Source organism: Corallococcus sp. CA049B, from assembly GCF_003611685.1.
In the GTDB taxonomy this organism is placed as follows: Bacteria; Myxococcota; Myxococcia; order Myxococcales; family Myxococcaceae; genus Corallococcus; species Corallococcus coralloides.
Genome location: NZ_RAWC01000003.1, coordinates 1 through 19,233, shown reverse-complemented (window position 1 = coordinate 19,233; position 19,233 = coordinate 1). Strand labels below are relative to the sequence as shown.

Annotated in this window: 15 protein-coding genes; 4 read left to right on the top strand and 11 right to left on the bottom strand. The window is 71.6% G+C overall.

Features of this window, described 5'->3' with window-relative positions; genetic code table 11:
• Window positions 1–23: 23 nt before the first annotated feature.
• A complete protein-coding gene (locus tag D7W82_RS01075) occupies window positions 24–1,580 on the top strand; it encodes a leucyl aminopeptidase (protein ID WP_120616523.1) in 1,557 nt (518 codons plus the stop codon).
• An 11-nt stretch (window positions 1,581–1,591) separates the two neighbouring features.
• Here D7W82_RS01075 and D7W82_RS01070 read toward each other — a convergent pair whose 3' ends face one another.
• The 4 genes from D7W82_RS01070 to D7W82_RS01055 form a co-directional block, all read right to left on the bottom strand.
• Window positions 1,592–2,935: a DUF2254 domain-containing protein gene (locus D7W82_RS01070; protein WP_120616522.1), complete on the bottom strand. Its 1,344-nt coding sequence runs from the start codon at window positions 2,933–2,935 to the stop codon at window positions 1,592–1,594.
• A gap of 209 nt (window positions 2,936–3,144) precedes the next feature.
• A complete protein-coding gene (locus D7W82_RS01065; protein WP_233587216.1) occupies window positions 3,145–5,019 on the bottom strand; it encodes a bifunctional UDP-sugar hydrolase/5'-nucleotidase in 1,875 nt (624 codons plus the stop codon).
• Window positions 5,020–5,090: 71 nt separating this feature from the next.
• Window positions 5,091–5,549: a MarR family winged helix-turn-helix transcriptional regulator gene (locus tag D7W82_RS01060; protein ID WP_120616521.1), complete on the bottom strand. Its 459-nt coding sequence runs from the start codon at window positions 5,547–5,549 to the stop codon at window positions 5,091–5,093.
• A complete protein-coding gene (locus D7W82_RS01055) occupies window positions 5,546–5,977 on the bottom strand; it encodes a hypothetical protein (protein WP_120616520.1) in 432 nt (143 codons plus the stop codon). Before D7W82_RS01055 ends, D7W82_RS01060 begins: the two co-directional genes overlap by 4 nt.
• A gap of 213 nt (window positions 5,978–6,190) precedes the next feature.
• On the opposite strand from D7W82_RS01055, the gene D7W82_RS01050 reads away from it, so the two are divergent.
• Together D7W82_RS01050 and D7W82_RS01045 are read left to right on the top strand one after the other, a co-directional pair.
• The gene (locus D7W82_RS01050; protein WP_120616519.1) at window positions 6,191–7,615 is read left to right on the top strand and encodes an RtcB family protein; all 1,425 of its coding nucleotides are present in this window, start codon (window positions 6,191–6,193) and stop codon (window positions 7,613–7,615) included.
• A 101-nt stretch (window positions 7,616–7,716) separates the two neighbouring features.
• Complete coding sequence (locus D7W82_RS01045; RefSeq protein WP_120616518.1) at window positions 7,717–8,223, top strand: DUF1993 family protein; 507 nt, start codon at window positions 7,717–7,719, stop codon at window positions 8,221–8,223.
• On the opposite strand, the gene D7W82_RS01040 is transcribed toward D7W82_RS01045, so the two are convergent.
• Window positions 8,171–10,132, bottom strand: coding sequence for a 2,3-oxidosqualene cyclase (locus D7W82_RS01040; protein ID WP_120616517.1), 1,962 nt, complete (start codon window positions 10,130–10,132; stop codon window positions 8,171–8,173). The genes D7W82_RS01045 and D7W82_RS01040 overlap by 53 nt on opposite strands.
• The gene (locus D7W82_RS01035; protein WP_120616516.1) at window positions 10,132–11,178 is read right to left on the bottom strand and encodes a phytoene/squalene synthase family protein; all 1,047 of its coding nucleotides are present in this window, start codon (window positions 11,176–11,178) and stop codon (window positions 10,132–10,134) included. Before D7W82_RS01035 ends, D7W82_RS01040 begins: the two co-directional genes overlap by 1 nt.
• Before the next feature lie 86 nt (window positions 11,179–11,264).
• Here D7W82_RS01035 and D7W82_RS01030 point away from each other — a divergent pair, with 86 nt between their 5' ends.
• Window positions 11,265–12,674, top strand: coding sequence for an NAD(P)/FAD-dependent oxidoreductase (locus D7W82_RS01030; RefSeq protein ID WP_120616515.1), 1,410 nt, complete (start codon window positions 11,265–11,267; stop codon window positions 12,672–12,674).
• On the opposite strand, the gene D7W82_RS01025 is transcribed toward D7W82_RS01030, so the two are convergent.
• The 5 genes from D7W82_RS01025 to D7W82_RS01005 all read right to left on the bottom strand — a co-directional run.
• A complete protein-coding gene (locus D7W82_RS01025; protein WP_120616514.1) occupies window positions 12,614–13,804 on the bottom strand; it encodes a glycosyltransferase family 2 protein in 1,191 nt (396 codons plus the stop codon). The genes D7W82_RS01030 and D7W82_RS01025 overlap by 61 nt on opposite strands.
• Entirely contained in the window at window positions 13,801–16,074 is a 2,274-nt protein-coding gene (locus tag D7W82_RS01020; RefSeq protein WP_120616513.1) for an MMPL family transporter, read from the bottom strand. Before D7W82_RS01020 ends, D7W82_RS01025 begins: the two co-directional genes overlap by 4 nt.
• Window positions 16,075–16,147: 73 nt before the next feature.
• Window positions 16,148–16,369 (bottom strand): hypothetical protein, encoded by a 222-nt coding sequence (locus D7W82_RS01015; protein WP_120616512.1) that lies wholly within the window; start codon window positions 16,367–16,369, stop codon window positions 16,148–16,150.
• 84 nt (window positions 16,370–16,453) lie between these two features.
• The gene (locus D7W82_RS01010; RefSeq protein ID WP_120616511.1) at window positions 16,454–17,410 is read right to left on the bottom strand and encodes a sigma-70 family RNA polymerase sigma factor; all 957 of its coding nucleotides are present in this window, start codon (window positions 17,408–17,410) and stop codon (window positions 16,454–16,456) included.
• A gap of 608 nt (window positions 17,411–18,018) precedes the next feature.
• The coding region (locus tag D7W82_RS01005) for an NAD(P)/FAD-dependent oxidoreductase (RefSeq protein WP_120616510.1) at window positions 18,019–19,233 on the bottom strand (1,215 nt) is incomplete at its 5' end.

Sequence of the window (19,233 nt, the reverse complement as noted above, 5' to 3'; positions counted from 1 at the left end):
AGTTCCTCCCTCAGGAGGCTTCCATGTTGACCTCGTTTCATTCACGCGCGCAGGCCGAGTTCCACCCCGCACCCTCCATTGAACCCCCGGAGGAGACGAAGCTCGCCGTAGCAGCCACCATCCCCACCGACGCCGGTTGCGTCGGCACGTTCGTGGGAGCGGACGAAGAGGTGAAGGCCCCCGGCCTCGACCGCGCGGTCCTGAAGGCGGCGGGCTTCGAAGGCAAGGCCGGTCAGACGCTGCTCATCCCCCGCAAGGAGGGCCCGCCGCTGGTCGCCGTCGGCCTGGGAGCGAAGGCCCAGCTGGATGCAGGCAAGCTCCGGGATGCCGCCGCCGCGTTCGCGCGGACCGTGGGGAAACAGAAGCGCGTGGCGCTCCAGGTCCCGGACACCGGGAGCGTCCCGGTGGACCTCGCCGCGCAGGCCCTGACCGAAGGCGTCCTGCTCGCCCGCTACCGCTACCGGCCCTACAAGCGGCACTCGGAGCAGGAGCCGCCGCTCGAAACCCTGACGCTCGTCCCGGGTTCCGGGAACACAGAGGAGGTCGAGCAGGGAATGGCGCGCGGAGGCATCCACGCCCGCGCGACTGCGTTCGCGCGCGACCTCGCCAACTCCCCCGCCACCCTGCTGACCGCCGCACGGCTGGCGGAGGTGGCCGAGTCCGTGGCCAGGCGCTGCGGCCTGGAGGTCGAGATCTTCGACGGCGAGGCCCTGGCCAGGCTCGGCTGCGGAGGCCTGCTGGGCGTCAACGCCGGCAGCGCGGAGCCTCCGCGGATGATCAAGCTGACGTACACGCCCCAAGGCAGCCGGGGAGAAGCCGTCCAGCCCCTGGGCCGCGTCTCGCTGGTCGGCAAGGGCATCATGTTCGACTCGGGCGGCCTGGGCCTGAAGCCGAACGACCTGGTCCACGCGACGATGAAGGGCGACATGTCCGGCGCGGGCGCCATCCTCGCGGCGATGACGACGCTGAAGTCCCTGGGCTGCAGGACGGCGGTGACGGCGTACCTGATGTGCACCGACAACATGCCCTCCGGCACCGCCATGAAGCTGGGGGACGTGCTGACGGTGCGCGGCGGCAAGACGGTGGAGGTCATCAACACCGACGCGGAGGGCCGCCTGGTGATGTCGGACGCGCTCGTCCTGGCCACCGAGCAGTCGCCCAGGCCCGACGCCATCGTGGACCTCGCCACGCTCACCGGGGCGTGTCAGCGCGCGCTGGGCGTGCTGAGCGCGGGGGTCATGGGCAACGACCCATCCCTGGTGGAGCAGGTGAAGGAGTCGGGGGAGCGCACCGGAGACACCGTGTGGCAGCTCCCGCTGGACCGGCGCCTGCGGCAGGAGCTGGAGTCGGAGGTGGCGGACATGAAGAACGTCGGCGGCGACAACGCCGGAGCCATCACCGCGGGCCTCTTCCTGGAGGAGTTCGTGGACGGGCTGCCCTGGGCGCACATCGACATGGCGGGGACGGCGCAAGCCGAGCGCGACAACGCGTGGCGCAGCAAGGGCGCCACGGGTTACGGCGCCCGCCTGCTCATCGACTTCCTCATGGGCTTCAAGCCCACCCGCGAAACCCGCCACTGAGAGTTGGCGCTTCAGTCCGGAAGCCAGTCCGCGCGGCCCCGTTCAATGCGCGTCCGGCGCTCGCCCTGGAAGGAGGCCCGGACGCGCTCCGCCTGGGCGAGCAGGCGGTGGAAGCGGTCCTTCTCCGTGGAGCCCTGGACGTCCGCGAGCACGCGCGCGAGCAGCGCGTGTGCCGCGGCGCGGTCCTGGGCGTCGCGCGCGAGCAGGCCCACGGTGAGGGCAATCTGGAGCACCTCCTCCAGCACCTCCGGGTCGCCCTCCGCGTAATGGAGCGGGCCATCCACGGCGAGGAAGAGGTAGTCGCGCAGCCGCATGGCCACCAGTGACACGCGCGCCCGGCCATCCGGGTCCACGACGTTCCAGTCCCCCAGGGGCAGGCCCGCCAGCCGGCGCATCACGGAGCGGATCTGATGGAGCGCCTGCCGCGCCGTGTACGGGTCGTTCGCTGACGAGGACAGGGCCCGGTTCGCGACGTCGACGAGGATGCGCAGCCCCAGGGCGGGGTCGCAGTCTGGCTCGCGCGCCGACTGGATGCTCAACGTGGCGGCGAGGTCGTGGAGCACGTGGGCGTCCACGGGCCCCCCTCCGTCCGCCACCACCCAACCGATGACGTCCTCCTGGTCGATGTACTCACCCACGGTGATGCAGATGCGGACCCGCACGCCCCACTTCCGGGCGTGCCGCGTGAGGTCCTGGAGGTCGACGTCCGCGAGGTAGCCCGACGAAGCAGCCAGCAGCGAGGTGGCATCCGCCGGCAGCCGGAGGACCGCCGCCGGGTCCAGCGGGAGCCGCTTCAGGCGGGCCTGGATGCGGCGCTCCGTCGCGGAGACAATCAGGTCCTGCACGAGCCCCAGCACGCGCTCCACCCGCAGGAAGCGGAAGGTGCGGGCCAGGAAGACGATGAGCACGCAGAGCGCCACCAGCACCAGGATGATGGCTCCCGACAGGACGGGCCGGGGCCTGACGCCGGCGTCCTCGATGACGCCCAGCTCCCGGATGGCCGTGAGGATGTAGCTGATGGAGAGGACGAAGAAGGGAATGGCGCGGCGGAGCGGCGCGCTCTTCAAATAGATGGGGACCAGCCGTGACGAATACTGGTTCGCCGCGGACTGGATGACCGGCGCGTTCAGGGACAGGACGATGGTGAGGATGGTGATCTGCAACCCGAGCAGCGCCCCCAGGGCGCCCCGGGTGTCGTCGACGTCCCCGGGCCAGGCATGCCCGAGCAGGGCCGGCGCGGCGTCCGTCTGCACGCGGGCGAGCGCGATGCCGAGCGCGCCCCCCATGACGATAAGACCGCCCAGGAGCAGCCAGTGGGGCTCGCGGAGGAACCTGCGCAGGCGGCGGATGGACATGCGGACCTCGCGCGGAAGGGGACGCCGGGTGCTAGCCCTCGTCGTCCCGGGGCGAGGCGCCGTCCGGCGTCAGCGGGTGGAGGCTCTTCTGGAACGTCTCTTCCGCGCGTGGGTCGGCCATCGCGGGCAACGTAGGGACGCGGGAGGCCCGGTGGGACGTGCCCTCAAGGGAAGAGGGCTGTCCACCGGGCGTCCCTGTGTCGCTTACGTCACTGCACGACGGGCGCGCACTTCGCCGGGCCGAGCGTGGCCTGGAAGTAATGCGCGTAGAGGTCCGGCGCGAGCGTGAAGTTGCAGGTGTTCACCGCGTCCGGCGACAGGTTCTGGTGCTCCTGCATGTAGCGCGCGACGTAGTCCCGCACCCCGTCCGCGGAGGACCACAGCATGCGGCCTTCCTTGAACATGCTGTACCCGCCTCCGCCACCGCCGCGGTAGTTGTTCACGGCGATGCGGAAGAGCTGCTCGTCCTTCACGTCCTCACCCTTGAAGCGCAGGTGCGTGAGCCGGGAGCCCGCGGGCTTCGTCAGGTCGTAGCCGTATTCGATGTGCGAGTAGAGGTCCCAGTTGTAGTCCGCGACCACGGGCGTGGTGGCCTTCGCGTCCGCGGGCTTCGCGGGCAGGTTCGCCGCGTCCAGCTGCTTGAAGTACAGCGTGTTCATCTCCAGCGCGCGCCGGAGGATGGAGCCGGTGATCTCCATCACGTACAGCGTGTTGTCGTAGATGTAGACGCTGTAGGCGTCCCGCAGGGTGACGTCCCCCGCCGGCAGCGCGACGTCATTGGAGAACAGGGCGGTCGCGGACAGGTCCACGGGGAAGCCGGCCTCCTTCGCGGCCTCCTCCTGCACGATGTTGAGCAGGTCCGCCAGGGCGCTGTCCACGTAGCGGCCGGGGAAGCCGCCCGTGAAGGCCGCGGTGGTGCTGCCAATCTTCTGGTTCACGTAGGCCACCGTGGTGTCGTGGGCGGCCTGGGTGAGCTGCTTGACGTTGGCGTCCTCCGCCACCGTCTCGTCCACCGCGTGGAGCTTCGAGTCGTGCGCGTCCACGCCCCAGCGCTCGCCGTTCCAGGTGACGTTGAGCTGCACGTCGGCCAGGTGGCTGCCCCAGCGGTTGGGCTGGGTGAGGAGGACCTCGCGGCCATCCTGCTGCTTCAGCAGCATCTTCGGGATGGGCTGGTGGGTGTGGCCGGTGAGGAGCACGTCCACGTCCGCCACCTGCTGGGCGATCTGCACGGCCTGGTTCTCAGCGGTGAGGTTGCCGCGGTCCGCCCACTTCGTGGCGTCCGAGTAGTCCGCGAGCCACGACTCGGGGCTGGTCGCGCTGCCCGTCGGCTGCTTGTCCGGGCCGCCGTGGATGGCCACCACCACCACGTCCGCGCCGGCCTGCTTCATCATCGGCACGTAGGTCTTCGCGACCTCCAGCGGTTCATCGAAGCGCAGCCCGGTGATGTTGTCCTTGCGCTCCCACGTCGCCACGCCCGGCGTCACCAGGCCGAGGATGCCGACCTTCACGTCGCACACGGTGGTGATGATGTACGGGGTGAAGGCCTCGGAGCCGTCCGAGCTCTTGCGCACGTTGGCGCCCAGGAGGGGGAAGTTCGCCTCGCCCTTGAACTTGTTGAGGACGTCCTGGCCGTAGTTGAACTCGTGGTTGCCCATGGCCATGGCGGCGTAGCCCAGCTCGTTCATGGCGGCGGCCATGGGGTGCTTGGACGCGTTGTCCACCTGGGCGTAGTAGGTGCCGAGCGGCGAGCCCTGGATGGTGTCACCCGTGTCCACGAGCAGCGTGCAGTCCGGGTTCTTCGCGCGCTCCTGCTTGATGAGCGTGGCCACCTTGGAGAGGCCGCGCTTCGCGTCCGGCTTCCCGGTGAAGTAGTCCCACGGGAAGATGTTGGTGTGCAGGTCGCTGGTCTGCAGCACGGTCAGCGTGCGCGGCGACCGGTCCACCGGGGTCGGGTCGACGGGGGGATCATCGTTGGAGTCACAGGCGGTCATCAGCGAGCTGGCGCCCACGAGACAGAAAGTGCCGGTGCGCAGCGCGCGCATCAGGAAGGAGGAGCGGTTCAAGAGGCCTCGACCTTGTGCCATGCCGGAAGGAGATCTCCCGGAGGGGCGCGCACCCTACAAGACCCCTCTGACGTGCTGGGAGTGGATGGCCCTCAATCCCCGGACGCCGGCTCCAGGTTGTCCACCACCCGGCGCAGGAGCGACATGAACGTGGCGCGCTCGCGGTCGCTGAAGCCCGCGGTCGCCTGCTCCGCGACGTCCTCCAGCCGCGCCTTCGCCTGGGGCAGGCGCTCCCGGGCCTTGGCCGAGAGCGAGATCCGGCTCGCGCGCTTGTCGTCCGGGTGGGGATGACGCGCGATGAGCCCGTCGCGCTCCATGCGCGTGAGGAGCGCGGCCATGGTGGGCTGCTCGACGTGGGCGAACTCCGCGAGCTGCTTCTGCAAGAGCGGCCCGTGCTCCTCCAGCGCGATGACCACCGGCAGATACGCCATCCCGAACTCGAGCGGCCGCAGCCGCTGCTCGAAGTGGCGCATCAGCAGGCGGGACGCGTGGTTGATCCAGAAGGTCGGTACGGCCTCCGGGTCCCAGCGCGGGGCGGGCTTCGCGCTCATTGGAGGTTGCCCGAGGAGTCCTCCGACTCCTCCTCGGCGGTCGGATAGGCGGAGACGGCCACGGCGATTCCCTGGTCCGCGAACCACCGGACGTCATCCGGAGGGAAGTGGATGGAGCTGGTGAAGTGCCGCGCGGTGCCGACGAACAGCCCGAAGTCCACGACGCAGGGCACGGCCTGCTGGCGCAGCTCCGCGAGCAGGGGGGCCAGCACCTCCAGCTGCCTGCGGGCGGCGGCGACGGGGCCGTGCAGCGTGCCCTCGCCGTCCTCCACCAGGGTGAGGTTGAAGCCAGAGGTCGAGTGCCTCCCCTGGCGCTGGTGCTGCTCCCCCTGGAGCCAGACGGCATCCGGGTGGCACTCCGGGAAGCGGTCCAGGACGGACGCCACATCGAACTCTGGGGCCTGGGCCCGTAGGACCGCCACCGTCATGACACCGCTCCGTTCCCCTGCTTCGACACGTCCATGGGCCCATCCTCGACTGGAGCGGGCATTTTCGCGAGTCCGTCAGGTGAGGTGTGTTGGATCGTCCAGGGGGTCGCGGACGCTCCGGCGTCCCGACCGCGGCTGCTGACCCGAGGTCTCGAACCCATCGCTCACGTCCCCCGGGCCGCGCATCCGCCCGGGTCAGATTCCGAGAAGGTCATGCAGCCGAAACTGAACCGGCTCCTGCGGGCACTTGCCCGCGAGGGGCTCGACGTTGCCTACGACGGTCGTGTCTACACGGTCCGCCTCCAGGCGGATCCCCATGCGCCCCCCGCCGAGGTCCTCCTTCCGCCGGACCTGCCGGTGGAGGGCAAGGCGCTCCAGCAGCTCGCGGCGCTCGCCGCGCTCCATCACCCCGACGGCGGCCGCGTGAAGCAGGTGCGCGCGACGCCGGACTTCCACCCGGGTGACTCCGGGGTGGCCATCGGGTCGGTGGTCCACACGGAGGGCCTGGTGGTCCCCGGCGCCGTGGGCACGGACATCAACTGCGGCATGCGCCTGCATGTCGCGGACATCCCCGTGGACGCCTTCCTCGCCCGCCGCGACGCCTTCGTCGAGCGGATGAAGGGGCACTATTTCTTCGGCACGCGGGACGTCGCCCAGGGCTCGCGCGCCCTGGAGGCGCTGCTGCGGGACGGCCTGCCCGGCTGGCTCCTGGAGACGGAGGGCCAGCCCCTGGGCATGGCGGGCCGGATGGACCTGGGCCAGCTTCACCGCGAGTCCGGCCGCGTCCATCTGGGCGGGGCTTTGGAGGGCGACCCGGCCTGGGCGCCCACCGGGCTGCGGCGGGAGGGCGTGGTGCGCGACCCGGGCCTGGCCACCATTGGCGGAGGCAACCACTTCGTGGAGGTGCAGCGGGTGGAGGCCGTGGTGGACCGGGCGCGGGCCTGGGCCTGGGGCGTGCGGGAGGGGCAGCTCGCGTTCATGGTGCACTCCGGTTCGCGGGACATGGGCAAGCACGTGGGGCGCACCTGGCAGGAGCGGGCGCGCGCCGCGTGGCCCTCGGGGGCCCCGCACCCGGCGAGCGGCATCTTCCCGCTCGCGGACCCGGCGAAGGTGCGCGAGTACCTGAAGGCGGAGGCCACGGCCGCCAACTACGCCTTCCTCAACCGGCTGCTGCTCGCGGAGCTGGTGCGGCAGACGCTGCGGGAGCTGTTCGGGGACGTGGAGGCGCCGCTCGTCTACGACGTGCCCCACAACATCACCCTGCCCTGGGAAGGCGGCTGGCTGGCGCGCAAGGGGGCCTGCCCCGCGGAAGAAGACCAGCCGGTCATCATCCCCGGCTCCATGGGCGCCACGTCGTACCTGATGCGGGGCCTGGGCAACGCGAGGGCCCTGGCGTCGGCCTCGCATGGGGCGGGGCGGGCGCACTCGCGCTTCTCCATGTCACGGGGCGGCGCGAAGCACCGGGAGGAGGACCTGGGGCTGACGGGGGTGGACTGCATCGCGCTCAGGGCCGAGCGCCGCATCGAGGAGGCCCCCGCCGCCTACAAGCCCATTGGCCCGGTGGTGGCCTCCCAGGTGGACGCCGACATCGTCCGGGAGGTGGCCCGGCTGCGGCCCTTGATGACCTTCAAGGCCTGAGCCGGAGGCTTGGGGGTGACGCAGGGCGTCTGGATTCGTGGCTCCAGACGCCCTTGCGATTGGCTCGCGCGCCAATGGCTGTCCCGTTAGCTTGCGCGCCCATGTACTTCGAGACCTTTACGCAGATGAAGAAGCAGCTGGGGCAGTTGGGCAAGTGGTTGGAGACGGCCGCGGCCCATGCCAAGGCGAAGTCCTTCGACCCGAACCTCTACCTGAACTTCCGGCTGGCGCCGGATCAGCTCCCGTTCGTGCGGCAGGTGCAGATCGGCTGTGACGCCGTGAAGCTCGCGGCCTCGCGCTTGTCAGGCAAGGCCGCGCCGTCGAACCCGGACACGGAGCAGACGCTGGAGGAGCTCGGCGCCCGCGTCCGGTCCACCATCGCGTACCTGGACACGTTCACGGCGAAGGACTTCGAGGGCGCCGCCGGGCGCACCGTCACCCACCCCCGGTGGGAGGGGCAGGTGATGAGCGGCGCGGACTACTTCCTGGAGAACGCGGTCCCCAACTTCTACTTCCACGTCACCCACGCCTACGCGCTCCTGCGTCACAACGGCGTCAACCTGGGCAAGGCGGACTACCTGGGGTCGCTGAGCCTTCGCGCGCCTTGAAGTCTCTGGCCTGTCGCTCCGCGAGCGACAGCGCCCACAGCGGGAAGATGCGCAGGTAGGCGTCGTAGTGGATGGCGCAGGTGCGGCTGAACACGCCGGCCAGGGGCTCTGGTGGCCACTGGCCCTCGGCGTCCTGTGTTGAGCGCAGCCACGCCACGCCCCGGCGCGTGGCCTCCGCGTTCGCCTCGCCCGCGGCCACCAGGGACAGCACGGCCCAGGACGTCATCACCGCGTGGCCGGTGCGCCCCTCCACCCAGCGGCGCTCACGGCAGGCCTGGATGGTTTCGCTCCAGGCCCCGTCCTCTCGCTGGTGGGCCTTCAGGAACGTGACGGCCCTGCGCAGGGCGGGGTCTCCGGTCCCCGCGCCCGAGGCCACCAGGCCTGTGACGCCGAACCACGTGCCATAGCTGAAGCACACGCCCCAGGAGCCCTCCCAGCCGCCGTCCGGACGCTGCTGGCGGCGCAGGAAGTCCGCGCCCCGCGCGATGGCGTGGCCCACCGGGGCATCCGCGAAGGCCTCGCGCCACGCGGCCAGCGCCTGGATGCAGGCCGACGTGCACTCCACGTAGCTGGGGTCCACCATGATGCCGGCGAAGACATCCGAGGGATTGAACCGCTCCAGCCAGCGCGGCCCCCGCTGCCGCTCGTAGGTGGCCCAGCCGCCGTCCCGGTTCTGCAAGGACAGGATGAAGGCCACGGCCTGCGCCAGCCGCTCGCGAGGCACGCGATTGAGCCCGAGCGGCTCCAACAACAGACACGCCTTCAGCGCCTCCGCCGTGCAATCACTGATGGGCCAGCCGTGCGCGCGCGTGCTGAAGGGCCACCCTCCCCGGCTCGGGTGCCGGTGGTGTCTGGCGGCGTCGGGTGAATCCTCCAGCACCTGCTGCGCCTCCAGGAAGCGGCCCGCGCGCGCCAGCGTGTCCCGAGCCCAGGGGGACTCTCCGGAGGCCACCAGCGCCTGCACCGCGAAGGCGGTGTCCCAGAGCTGCGAGGAGTTGTAGCCGTTGACCGCGACGCCCTCCTGCGTCTGCTGGAGGTAGTCCGGCAGGCGCTCCAGGTGGGCCCGCACCTCCGGGCCGTCCGGCCGCGCCACGTGCCACACCACCAGGTCGAGCACCTTGTTGATGGGCCCGATGCAGACGAAGTGCGTCGCTTCATCCTCGCCGCGAATCAACGCCAGGGACTCCTCCAGCGCGCGCTCCCGCAGCCGCCTCGAATGGAACCGCTCATACACACCCAGCACGCGGTGCACGGCGCGCAATCCCAGACCGTGGGGGCTGTAGGCGTCCGTGCCCGCCACGCGCCCGCGCGCCGCCTTCCAGTCCACGTCCGCGTAGGGTTGGGGGTACAGCTCGCGCCGCAGCTCGGCCAACAGCGGTGTCTCCGGGGCGCGGACCCGGCGGCCATAGAGCCAGCCCATGGGCAGGTACACCATGCGGCAGTGGCACCAGAGCCGCGAGGGATGGAACGGCAGCCCTCGCGGCAACAGCCAGAGCTCGGGAGGCACGGGCGCGAGGCCCTCGTATTCGTAGAGCCCCAGCAGGGCGAGGATGAACTTCCCCCAGGACGCGCTGCCCAACGGGCCTCCTCGGGGAAGGAACCACGCCCTCGCGCGGACCAGCCCCGGGTCGTCCGCGCCGACGCCCAGCAGCCGCTGCGCGACGTAGTTGAGCACCGAGGTGAAGACGAGGCTGGGCGACTCCACGTCCAGCCCCCAGCCGCCATCCGGGTTTTGGTGCGCGCGCATGTGGGCGACCAGGCCGTCGCGGACGGACACCTCCGGCGCGCGCCCCATCACGTACAGCCCGGCCACGTACACCGGGCCCAGGAACAAGGGACCGCTGTAGTCCCCCTTCCAGGAGCCGTCCGCCGCCTGCGTCCCAGCCAGCATGTCGCGGGCCCGCCGCATCAACTCCAGGCCTCCGCGCCGCTCCGGGATGCCCGAGAACAGCTGGCGTAGAGCGCCCGCAGCGCCTCATCCGAGCCCACCCGCTCCTGCGTGAGCCGCATCAGCGTCGCCACCGTCTCCCGGGGAATCTTCACCGGCTCGGGTTCGAACACCGCGGGGTTGCCCTCCAAGGCGTCGAGCGTCGCGGCCGCGAAGAAGAGCGGATAGAGGCAGAACAGCCGCAGGCCGGGCTCATCCACGGGCAGCGCCAGCGAGTATTCGAGCGCGACGTCCAGCTCCCGGCGCGCCACCGCCACCAGCTCATCCATCAGCGCCACGGCGTTCGCTCGGAGCGAAGGCAGGGCCAACGTGGCGGGCGTGAGGCCCTGCGCGGCCATGCGGTCCCTGGGCAGCCAGCAGCTGCCGCGGTCCAGGTCCTCGCGCACGTCCTTGAGGATGTTGGTGAGCTGCAGCGCCCGGCCAAAGGCAGGCGCCCGCGACAGGAGCCGCTCCTCACGCCAGGCGACCCGGGGTGAGCTGGCGACGAAGAGGCCGGTCAGCATCTCGCCGACGACGCCCGCCACGTAATAGCAATACATGAACGTCGCCTGGAGGTCGGGCAGCCCCATGACCTGCCCGCTCCCTCCATGCATCCGCTGTATCTGATTCATGCCGCCGGTCATCGTCCGCACGCATCGCGCGATGGGCGGGTGGACCCAGGAGGGGAGCGAGGCCAGGGTTTCGAGCACGGCCGGTGTCTCTGAAATCAGCTCGGCCTCCGCGGGTGGCACCTCGTCCCGCAGGGCGAGCCGCGCCCTTCGCGCGAAGGAGCGGGCACGGGCCTCCCAGCCCGGTTCCAGCGACACCAGGGCCCCCAGCTCGTCGAGCAATGCACCGTGAAGCGCCCCCGGGGCCTCGTCCTCCAGCGTGTCCGCGATGCGGCACAGCAGGTAGGCCACCGTCACCGCCAGGTCCAGGGGCTCGGGCAACAGCGGGATGTTGAGCGCGAAGGTCCGGGAGACCCGGGGCAATTGGGTGCGACAGAATGATGCAACCTGCACTTTCATGCCTGCCTCCTCCGCGTGCGGCGCCGCGCATCAATGGATAAGTCGTCAATGCCAGACATGGTGTCTGCGAACCGAGCGGGGGCGACGTGGGGGACACCGAGGTGGTGATAGCCGGGGGCGGGCCCGCGGGCTGCGCGGTGGCGGCGGCGCTCTCCGATCTGGGGTGGTCCGTGCTGCTGCTGGACGCGGGCGTGGACCGGCACAAGCAGCTCGCGGGCGAGCTGCTCCACCCGCCCGGGGTGCGGGACCTGCGCGCGCTGGGCTTCGGGGACGTCGTGGATGGCTGGGCGGCCCACCCCGTGAAGGGCTTCGCGGTGCGCTTCCATGCCCCCGCCCGCACGCTCGTCCTGCCCTACGGTCGCGGTGTCACGGGGCTGTCGCTGGAGCACGCCGCGCTGACCCTTCCCCTGCAGGAGTCGGTGTCGCGGCGGCGCGGCGTCACCGTGCACACCCGGGCCCGCGTGACGGCCGTGGAGCACAACTGCGAGCGCGGCGTGCGCCTGCGCTATTCGCACGCGGGCACCGAGCACACCGTGCACGCCCGGCTGCTGGTGGCCGCGGACGGACGCGCGTCGCCCGTGCGCCGGATGCTGGGCATCGCCGAGCACCACCAGCGCCTGTCCACCATGCTGGGCGTGACGGTGGACAGCGCCTGCCTCACCCACCCGGAATACGGCCACCAGTTCGTGGGCGGCGCCGTGCACGCGCTGGCGTACACCATCCAGCCCGGCGTGGCGCGCGTGATGGTGGACCTGCCCCTGGGCAGCACGGCCCAGACGCTGAAGGAACAACCGGAGTTGCTGCTCGCCCTGCCCTCGCGGCTGAGGGAGGCCGTCTTGCAGGCGCTGGAGCAGCGGCCCGCGGTGCGCATGGCCTCCAACGACGACTGGCTGGCGGAGACCGTCTGGATGGGGAGCGCCGTGCTCGTGGGCGACGCCGCCGCGTGCTGCCACCCGCTCACGGCCAGCGGCATGGCGTCGTGCTTCCACGATGCCCGCGCCCTCCAGGAGTCGCTGGAGCGCCACCCGGGCCACGTCGCCCGCGCGCTGGAGCACTACGCGCACGCGCGACGGCCCGCGCAGCGCACCCGCGTCGCGCTCGCCTCCGCGCTCTACAGCGCCTTCGCCCGGCAGGACGAGGGCATGCACGCGCTGCGCATGGGCCTGTTGCACTACTGGGAGCACAGCCCCGGCGGCGCGCGCGCCTCCATGGCCCTGCTGTCCTCCGAGGAGCCCCGCATGCGGGTGATGGCCCGCGAGTACCTGCGCGTCGTCGCGCATGCCTTCGCCGCGATGCTCTCGCCCAACGGCCCCGGGGGCAGCCTGCGGTCCGCCGCGCCGCTGTTGCGCTCGGCCGGGCCGCCCTTGCGAGGCACCGTGGCGAGCGCGGTGGAACAGGTGGGGAGCTGGCTGCATCGTCGCGTCCGCCGTCCCGTCTACACGCTGGCCCGGGCGGGCTGGGCTTCACCCAGGCGCGCCTTCGCATCCAACCGGTAGCCCCGGCCGCGCCAGTCCACCTCGCGAGACAGCCGCGCGGACACGGCCACGCCGGCCCCCAGGAGCGGCAGGACCGCCGGCACCCAGTAGTGCCGGGGCGCGACCTGGGGCCCGTGACAGGCCCGCTGGAGCCGCAGCTGGCTCCACACGGAGAAGCCGATGGGCGCCGCCGACAGGAGCGCCGGGCCCCAGGCCCTCCGCGCCACCGCCGTCACCAGCGCGCCCCACGACAGCCAGCTCACCGCGCCCCGCACCCAGTGGGGCCGCGCGAAGGTGCCGGGGATGCCCGCCTCCGAGAAGAGGATCCACCGCCGGAAGATGCGCAGGAAGGCGCCCAGCCCCAGGCGTCCCGTGACGACGCGCAGGGGCACGTGGACGACGCGGTTCTTCCACCCGGACAGGTACAGCCGGCGTCCCAGGTACATGTCATCCACGAACTGCCCGGCGGCGCAGCCCACGCCCCCGATGGCCTCCAGCGCCTGGCGACGGAACACCATCAACTGCCCCATGATGAAGGGCAGCGCGCCATCCGGCTCCGCGGTGCACGCGACCGACGCGCCGTACCACGCGTTCACCAGCAGCCCGTAGCCCACGTCGCCCGCGAGGGGCGCGTCCGCCGCCGCGTAGATGGGCGCGAACGTGGCGCCTGTCCCGCCATCCTCCAACAGCGCGCCCACCAGCGCCGTGAGCACCCCGGGCGAGGGGCGCGTGTCCGAATCGCTGAAGGCCAGCAGCTGGCACCGGGAGCGGGCCACGCCCACCTGCATCGCGTTGAGCTTGCCCGTCATCCCCTCCGGTGGCTCGCCCGCGACCATCAGCTCCACCCGCTTCGCGCGCGTCGGCCAGGTGGCCGCCTCCTCGCGGGTGGGGAGGAACGCCGGGTCGTCCTCGCTGTCGAAGACGAAGAGCACCTCCCACTCGCCGGGATAGTCCAGGTCCAGCAGCGCGCGCACGTTCTCTCGCGCGTCCACGTCCAGGCCCCGGATGGGCCGGATGACCGTCACCGAGGGCGGCTCGAAGCGCTTCACGGGTGGAGCCTGACGCCGCCGCAGGCCGGCCATCAGCTCCCGGTGTCCGTGCGCGAGCACGCCCAGCGCCGCCGCCGTCCATGCGAGGCTCCGCGCGCTCATGGCCGCACCTCCGTCCCTTGCGGCCGTGGATGCGAGCGCCTCCAGTGGCCGGGCCCCCACCAGTTGAAGTCCCCCATCAGGCGCATCATCGCGGGGACGATGAGCACCCGGACCAGCGTCGCATCCAGCGCGACCGCGATGGCCATGCCCAGTCCCATCGCCTTCACCACCACCACCGACGCCAGCGTGAACGCCGCGAACACGGCCACCATGATGGCCGCCGCGCTGGTGATGAGGCCGCCGGTCCGCTCCAGGCCCTCGGCCACCGCGTGGGTGTTGTCACCCGTGCGCAGATACTCCTCGCGGATGCGGCTGAGCAGCAGCACCTCGTAGTCCATGGACAGGCCGAACAGCGCGCAGAACAAGAGGATGGGCAGCGACGGTTCAATGGGCCCGGGTTCGAAGCGCAGCAGCCGGTGCAGGTGTCCCTCCTGGAAGATCCACACCAGGGCGCCGAACGAACCCGCCAGCGACAGCAGGTTCATCAGGAGCGCCTTCAAGGGCAGCACCACGGAGCGCAGGAGCACGAAGAGGACGATGCACGTCATCCCCATCACGAACCCCACCGCCGCGGGCGTGTGCTCCTTCACGAAGGCCGCCGCGTCCACGTCCGTCGCGGTCTGCCCGCCCACCAGCCACCGGCCATCGCCCACCGCGCGGTCCTCGCGCAGCGCGCGGACCAGGTTGCGCGCCTCCAGGCTGCTGGGCGCCGAGGACGTCAGCACCTGCATCACGGCCACGTTGCCGGTGACGTACGCGGCCCGCGCGGCCTGGAGCTCCGGTGGAAGGAGTTGGGGGGGCGCCGCGGCCATCCGCTGGACGGTCGCCCGGTCCATGCCGGGGCCCAGGTCCACCGCGCTCTCCACGCCGACCACGCCGGGCATCGAAGCCACCCGGCGGCTGGCGTCGTAGAGGGCGCCCGCGCGCTCCGGCTTGAGGGGACTGCCCCCTGGGAACTCCACTGCCACCAGGACGCGCGTGGCGGCCTCGCGGGGGAACAGGCGGGCCAGCGTCTCCGCGCCCTGGCGCGCCTCGGTGCCCTCCGGCAGCGCGGTGATGTCCGTGGCCGCCAGTTGCAGCCGCCGGAATGGCAGCCCCATGGCCAGGAGCAGCGTCAGCGTGGGCAACAGCACCCACCAGGGATGCCGCATCACCCAGGTGGCCAGCGCGTGCCAGGCCCCGCCGCGGCCCTCCTTCCGGGCGAAGGGCAACCGTCCCCGGTCCACCCGGGGCCCCAGCCAGGCGAGGAGCGCGGGCAGCACGGTGAGCGCGAAGAGGACCGCGAAGGCCACCACCAGGGCGCCGCCCAGCCCCATGGCGCTCAGGTATGAGCCGCGGAAGAAGAGCAGGCCGCCCAGCCCCACCGTGACGGCCAGCCCCGAGAACGCCACCGCGCGCCCGGCGGTGTCCAGCGTGCGCGTCAGTGCTTGCTCCGTGGAGAGGCCCAGCGCGAGCTCGGAGCGGAAGCGGCTCACGATGAAGAGCGAGTAGTCGATGGCCACGCCCAGCCCGATGAGCGACACGACGTTGAGCGTGTACTGGGCCATGTTCGTGGCGTGCGACAGGAGCATCACGCCCGCCACGCCGCAGAGCACCGCCAGGCCGCCCACCACCAGGGGCAGCATCGCCGCCACCACCGTGCGGAACACCCACAGCAGGACCACCAGCGCCAGCGGGAAGGACAGCAGCTCCGCGCGCAGCAGGTCGTGCTCCAGCAATTCATTGAGCGCGGCCAGGAAGGCCACCTTGCCGGTGAGCGTCGTCCGGAGGTCCGGGTTCTCCAGCGCCGCGCGCACGGCGGGGAACGCGGCGGTGGCCTCGCGCTCGCCGCCCTTGAGCCGCACCAGCGCCAGGAGGTCGTGGCCCGTCCTCGCCACGAAGCGGGCGCGGAAGGCCTCGGGCGACCCGATGGGTGACACCACCGACGCGACCTCCGGCAGCCGCTCCACGCGCGACAGCACGGACGTCACCGCCTGGGCGAAGCGCGGCTCGTCCGTGGCCCATTCGTCGTGGTGGAAGATGACCGCCAGGGTCTGGTCGTTCGACCCCGCGGCGGCGCCACGCGCGAGCGCTTCGGCCCTCGCGGATTCGATGCCCTCGATGGTGCCGGTGGTGAGGTGTCCGCCCCGGAGCAGCGCCCACACCGCCGCGGCGAGGAGCAGCAGCGTGCCCACCAGCACCCAACTCCGGTGCCGGAACACGCCCACCGCCAGCCGGGCGAACAGGGATGGCTCGCCCCCCGCTGGTGAGTCGTCCCCCCGCCCTGCCATGCACGTCCCCCCGTTCGCACGCCCTGTCCGTCACCAGGGAACTGGTGACGGAGGGAGCGCTTGGACAGGGGCTTCACCCCTTGGGGCAGTCCGGAGGTGGACCGGCCCACTGGAAGGTCACCTTGCCGTCCCGTTGGTAGCAGACATGCCGCACGCCATCCGGGGGACGGAGCGCCGCGCTCGGACGGGAGTTGTCCTGCACCGTCCCGAGCTGCGTGTACGTCCAGAAGCCCTGCGCGTTCGTCGTGCCAGGCGACAGCGACGTCTCGTTGCGCAGGAGGGTCGAGATCCGCACGTTTCCCGCCGCGGGGGAGTGCGCTCAAACGGATGCGCGCTGTGAAAGTTTCATCAGGGCCCTCTCTCCACGAAGTCCGTCTCACTACGGCACGGGCATGCGCACCCCCATGAGCTTCCGGTCCACCAACACGGAATGCAGCGCATGGATGCGTCCGCGGGAGTCCAGGTCCACGCGAAGCACCATGTGCAGGGCCAGCATCGGATCCGCCCCCGGATTGAACACTGCCACCACGGCGGGCAGGCCATTGAGCATCCTCTCCTCCCACGCCACGGGCGGGCCCCGCATCTCCATCAACCGGCGCAGGAAGAGGATGACGCGCTGGGGTCCCACGATGGGCACCAGGGCCGCGCGCACCTTTCCGCCCCCATCCGACAGGGCGCGCACATCCGAGGCCAGCAGCGCCTCCGCGGCGGCCACGTCTCCCGTCACCAGCGCCCCCAGGAAGGCCTCCAGCGAGGCCCGCGTGCGAGCCTGCACGTCGCGCGTTGGCACACAGCGTGCTTGGTCATACGCGGCCATCGCGGCCCGCGCGCGGTGGTGCACGACCTTTACGTTCGCTTCGCTCATGCGCAGCGCCTCGGCCACTTCCAGCACCGAGTAATCAAAGACATCGCGCAGCAGCAGCACCGCCCGCTGCTTGGGTGAAAGGGCTTCCAGCGCCAGGAGGAAGGCGAAGGACACGCTCTCCAGCAGTTCGTAACGTCCCTCTGTCGAGCCACCGTCCGGAAGCCTTGCCTCCACAGCGGGTAGGACCTCCTCGTCGCCGGTCTCCACCGGAGAAGGCAGCCAGGGACCGACGTAGCCCTCTCGGCGGCGCCGTCGCAGGTGGTCCCGGGCCAGGTTCACCGCCACGCGGGTCAACCAGGGGCGCAGGGTGTCCAGGCGCTCCGGAGGCGTCGCGAGCGCGCGCGCATAGACGTCCTGCACCAGGTCGTCCGCGTCCGCCGCCACGCCGGTCATCCGGTAGCAGAGCCCCCAGAGGAAGCGCTCGTGCTCGCGTGCGGCCTGCCCCAGTGCTCCTCGCGCCTGTGAGTCCATCCGGTTCAAACCCTCACGTTCCCACAATCCAAGAGCCTCACTGGAGCACCGCAAGGCCTGGTACCCCAAGCCCCTCAGACTCCACGCCGAGCCCCTCCGGGCCCGGACCGGGCCAAACCTGTCCGACTGTCGGACAAGTTTCCAAGGTCCGCGGCCAGCGCTCGGGAGCCCCACCAAGGCCCCCCAACCTGTCCGACTGTCGGACAAGTTTCCAAGGTCCGCGGCCAGCGACTGGGAGCCCCACCAAGGCCCCTCAACATGTCCGACAGTCCGACAAGTTCCCGTTTCCTGGAGCCAGCGCCGAGGGCCCCGGTCACGGTCCGCCCAACCTGTCCGACTGTCCGACAAGTTTTCCAACTGCGCGGGGCAGCGCGGGGGGCCTGCCGCGGTCCTCCCAACTTGTCCGACAGTCCGACAGGTCTCCGCCATTCGGGGTCGCCCCAGGGCTCGCCTGGTCCCCCAAAACCTGTCCGACAGTCCGACAAGTTCCCGTTTCCTGAAGCCAGCGCCGAGGGCCCCGGTCACGGTCGTCCCAACTTGTCCGACTGTCCGACAGGTTCTCGCTCTGCGCCGCCGGGAGGGGCGCCTGGCCTGTACGCCCATCCGCCTCAAGTTGCCGCCGCGCGGCGCTGGGATGTTGCGGTGCGTCGCACCAGGGCTTGCTCCACGGCCTCGGCGCTCGCCAGGGATGCGTCCGCGAGCATGCCCTCCGCGCCCACCCAGTCGCCCACGCGGAACAGTCCGCCCACGTGCGGCACCTCCACTGCGGGGCGGCCGGTCAGTCCGCCGTTCACGGCACGGGGCAGCCCGGCGCTGACGGTGAGCGAGGGCCGGTAGCGCCGCGCCACCACCTTCGCGCGCCATCCCGGCTGGAGCGCGTCCATCACGACTTCCAGCGCCGCCTCGCTCGCCTCCGTGTCCGCGCCACCCAGGTACTTCGCCACGTGCACCATCGCGCCCCCTTCCGGGGCCAGCTTCGCGGAGGCCGAATGCACCGACGCGTACCAGGGCCCATCCAGTCCCAGCGCGAACAGCGCATCCGGTCTCGGCAGGGCCGACAGTCCCAGCTCCAGCGTCGCCGCATGGATGGGCACCGCCTCCCGCGCCTCTTGCGCGAGCACCGCGTCCCCCGGCATGAGCGCCGCCACGTCCGCGGGGCTCCCCGCCATCACCACCGCGTCCGCGCGGTGCACCGTGCCGTCCGCGAGCCGCACGCCCTCGACCCGCTTGCCCCCTTCCTGGAGGACAACGGCTTCCACTCGCGCGGACAGCTCCGGCCGGGCCCCCGCCTCGCGCCCCAGCCGCTCCACCGCGTCCACCAACGTGCTCCAGCCTCCGTCCACGTACAGCACGTTCGCGGCGGTCGCGCACTGGAGCTGCTTCAGCCCCGCCTCCGCGCTGAGCGCTTCGAAGTCCGCGCAGTACGAAGACACGCGGATCAGCGCCCCGACGAGCGCCCGGCTGTCCTTGCGCGTCAGGTGCGTCTCCAGCCACTCCCGCATCGGCATGGCCCCCAACGGCTGCGTGTCGATGCGGGCCAGCCCCGCCAGCAGCTTCGCCACCTCCAGCTTCGAGGCGAGCGACAGCACGTCCGTCGTCATCAGCGTCACGGCGCCCCGAGGCAGCGTGTGCAGCCGGCCGCCGACCAGCGCATGGGAGCCTGTCTGATTCGGAATGCCTCCCGCGGGCCTCACGCCCAGGCGCTCCAGCACCCGATACGCCGCGCCCGCCCGGTACAGGGCATGCGGACCCAGGTTGAAGCGGAAGCCCTCCACCTCCGTCGTCCTCGCCCGCCCTCCCAGGTGCTTGGAGCGCTCGTACAC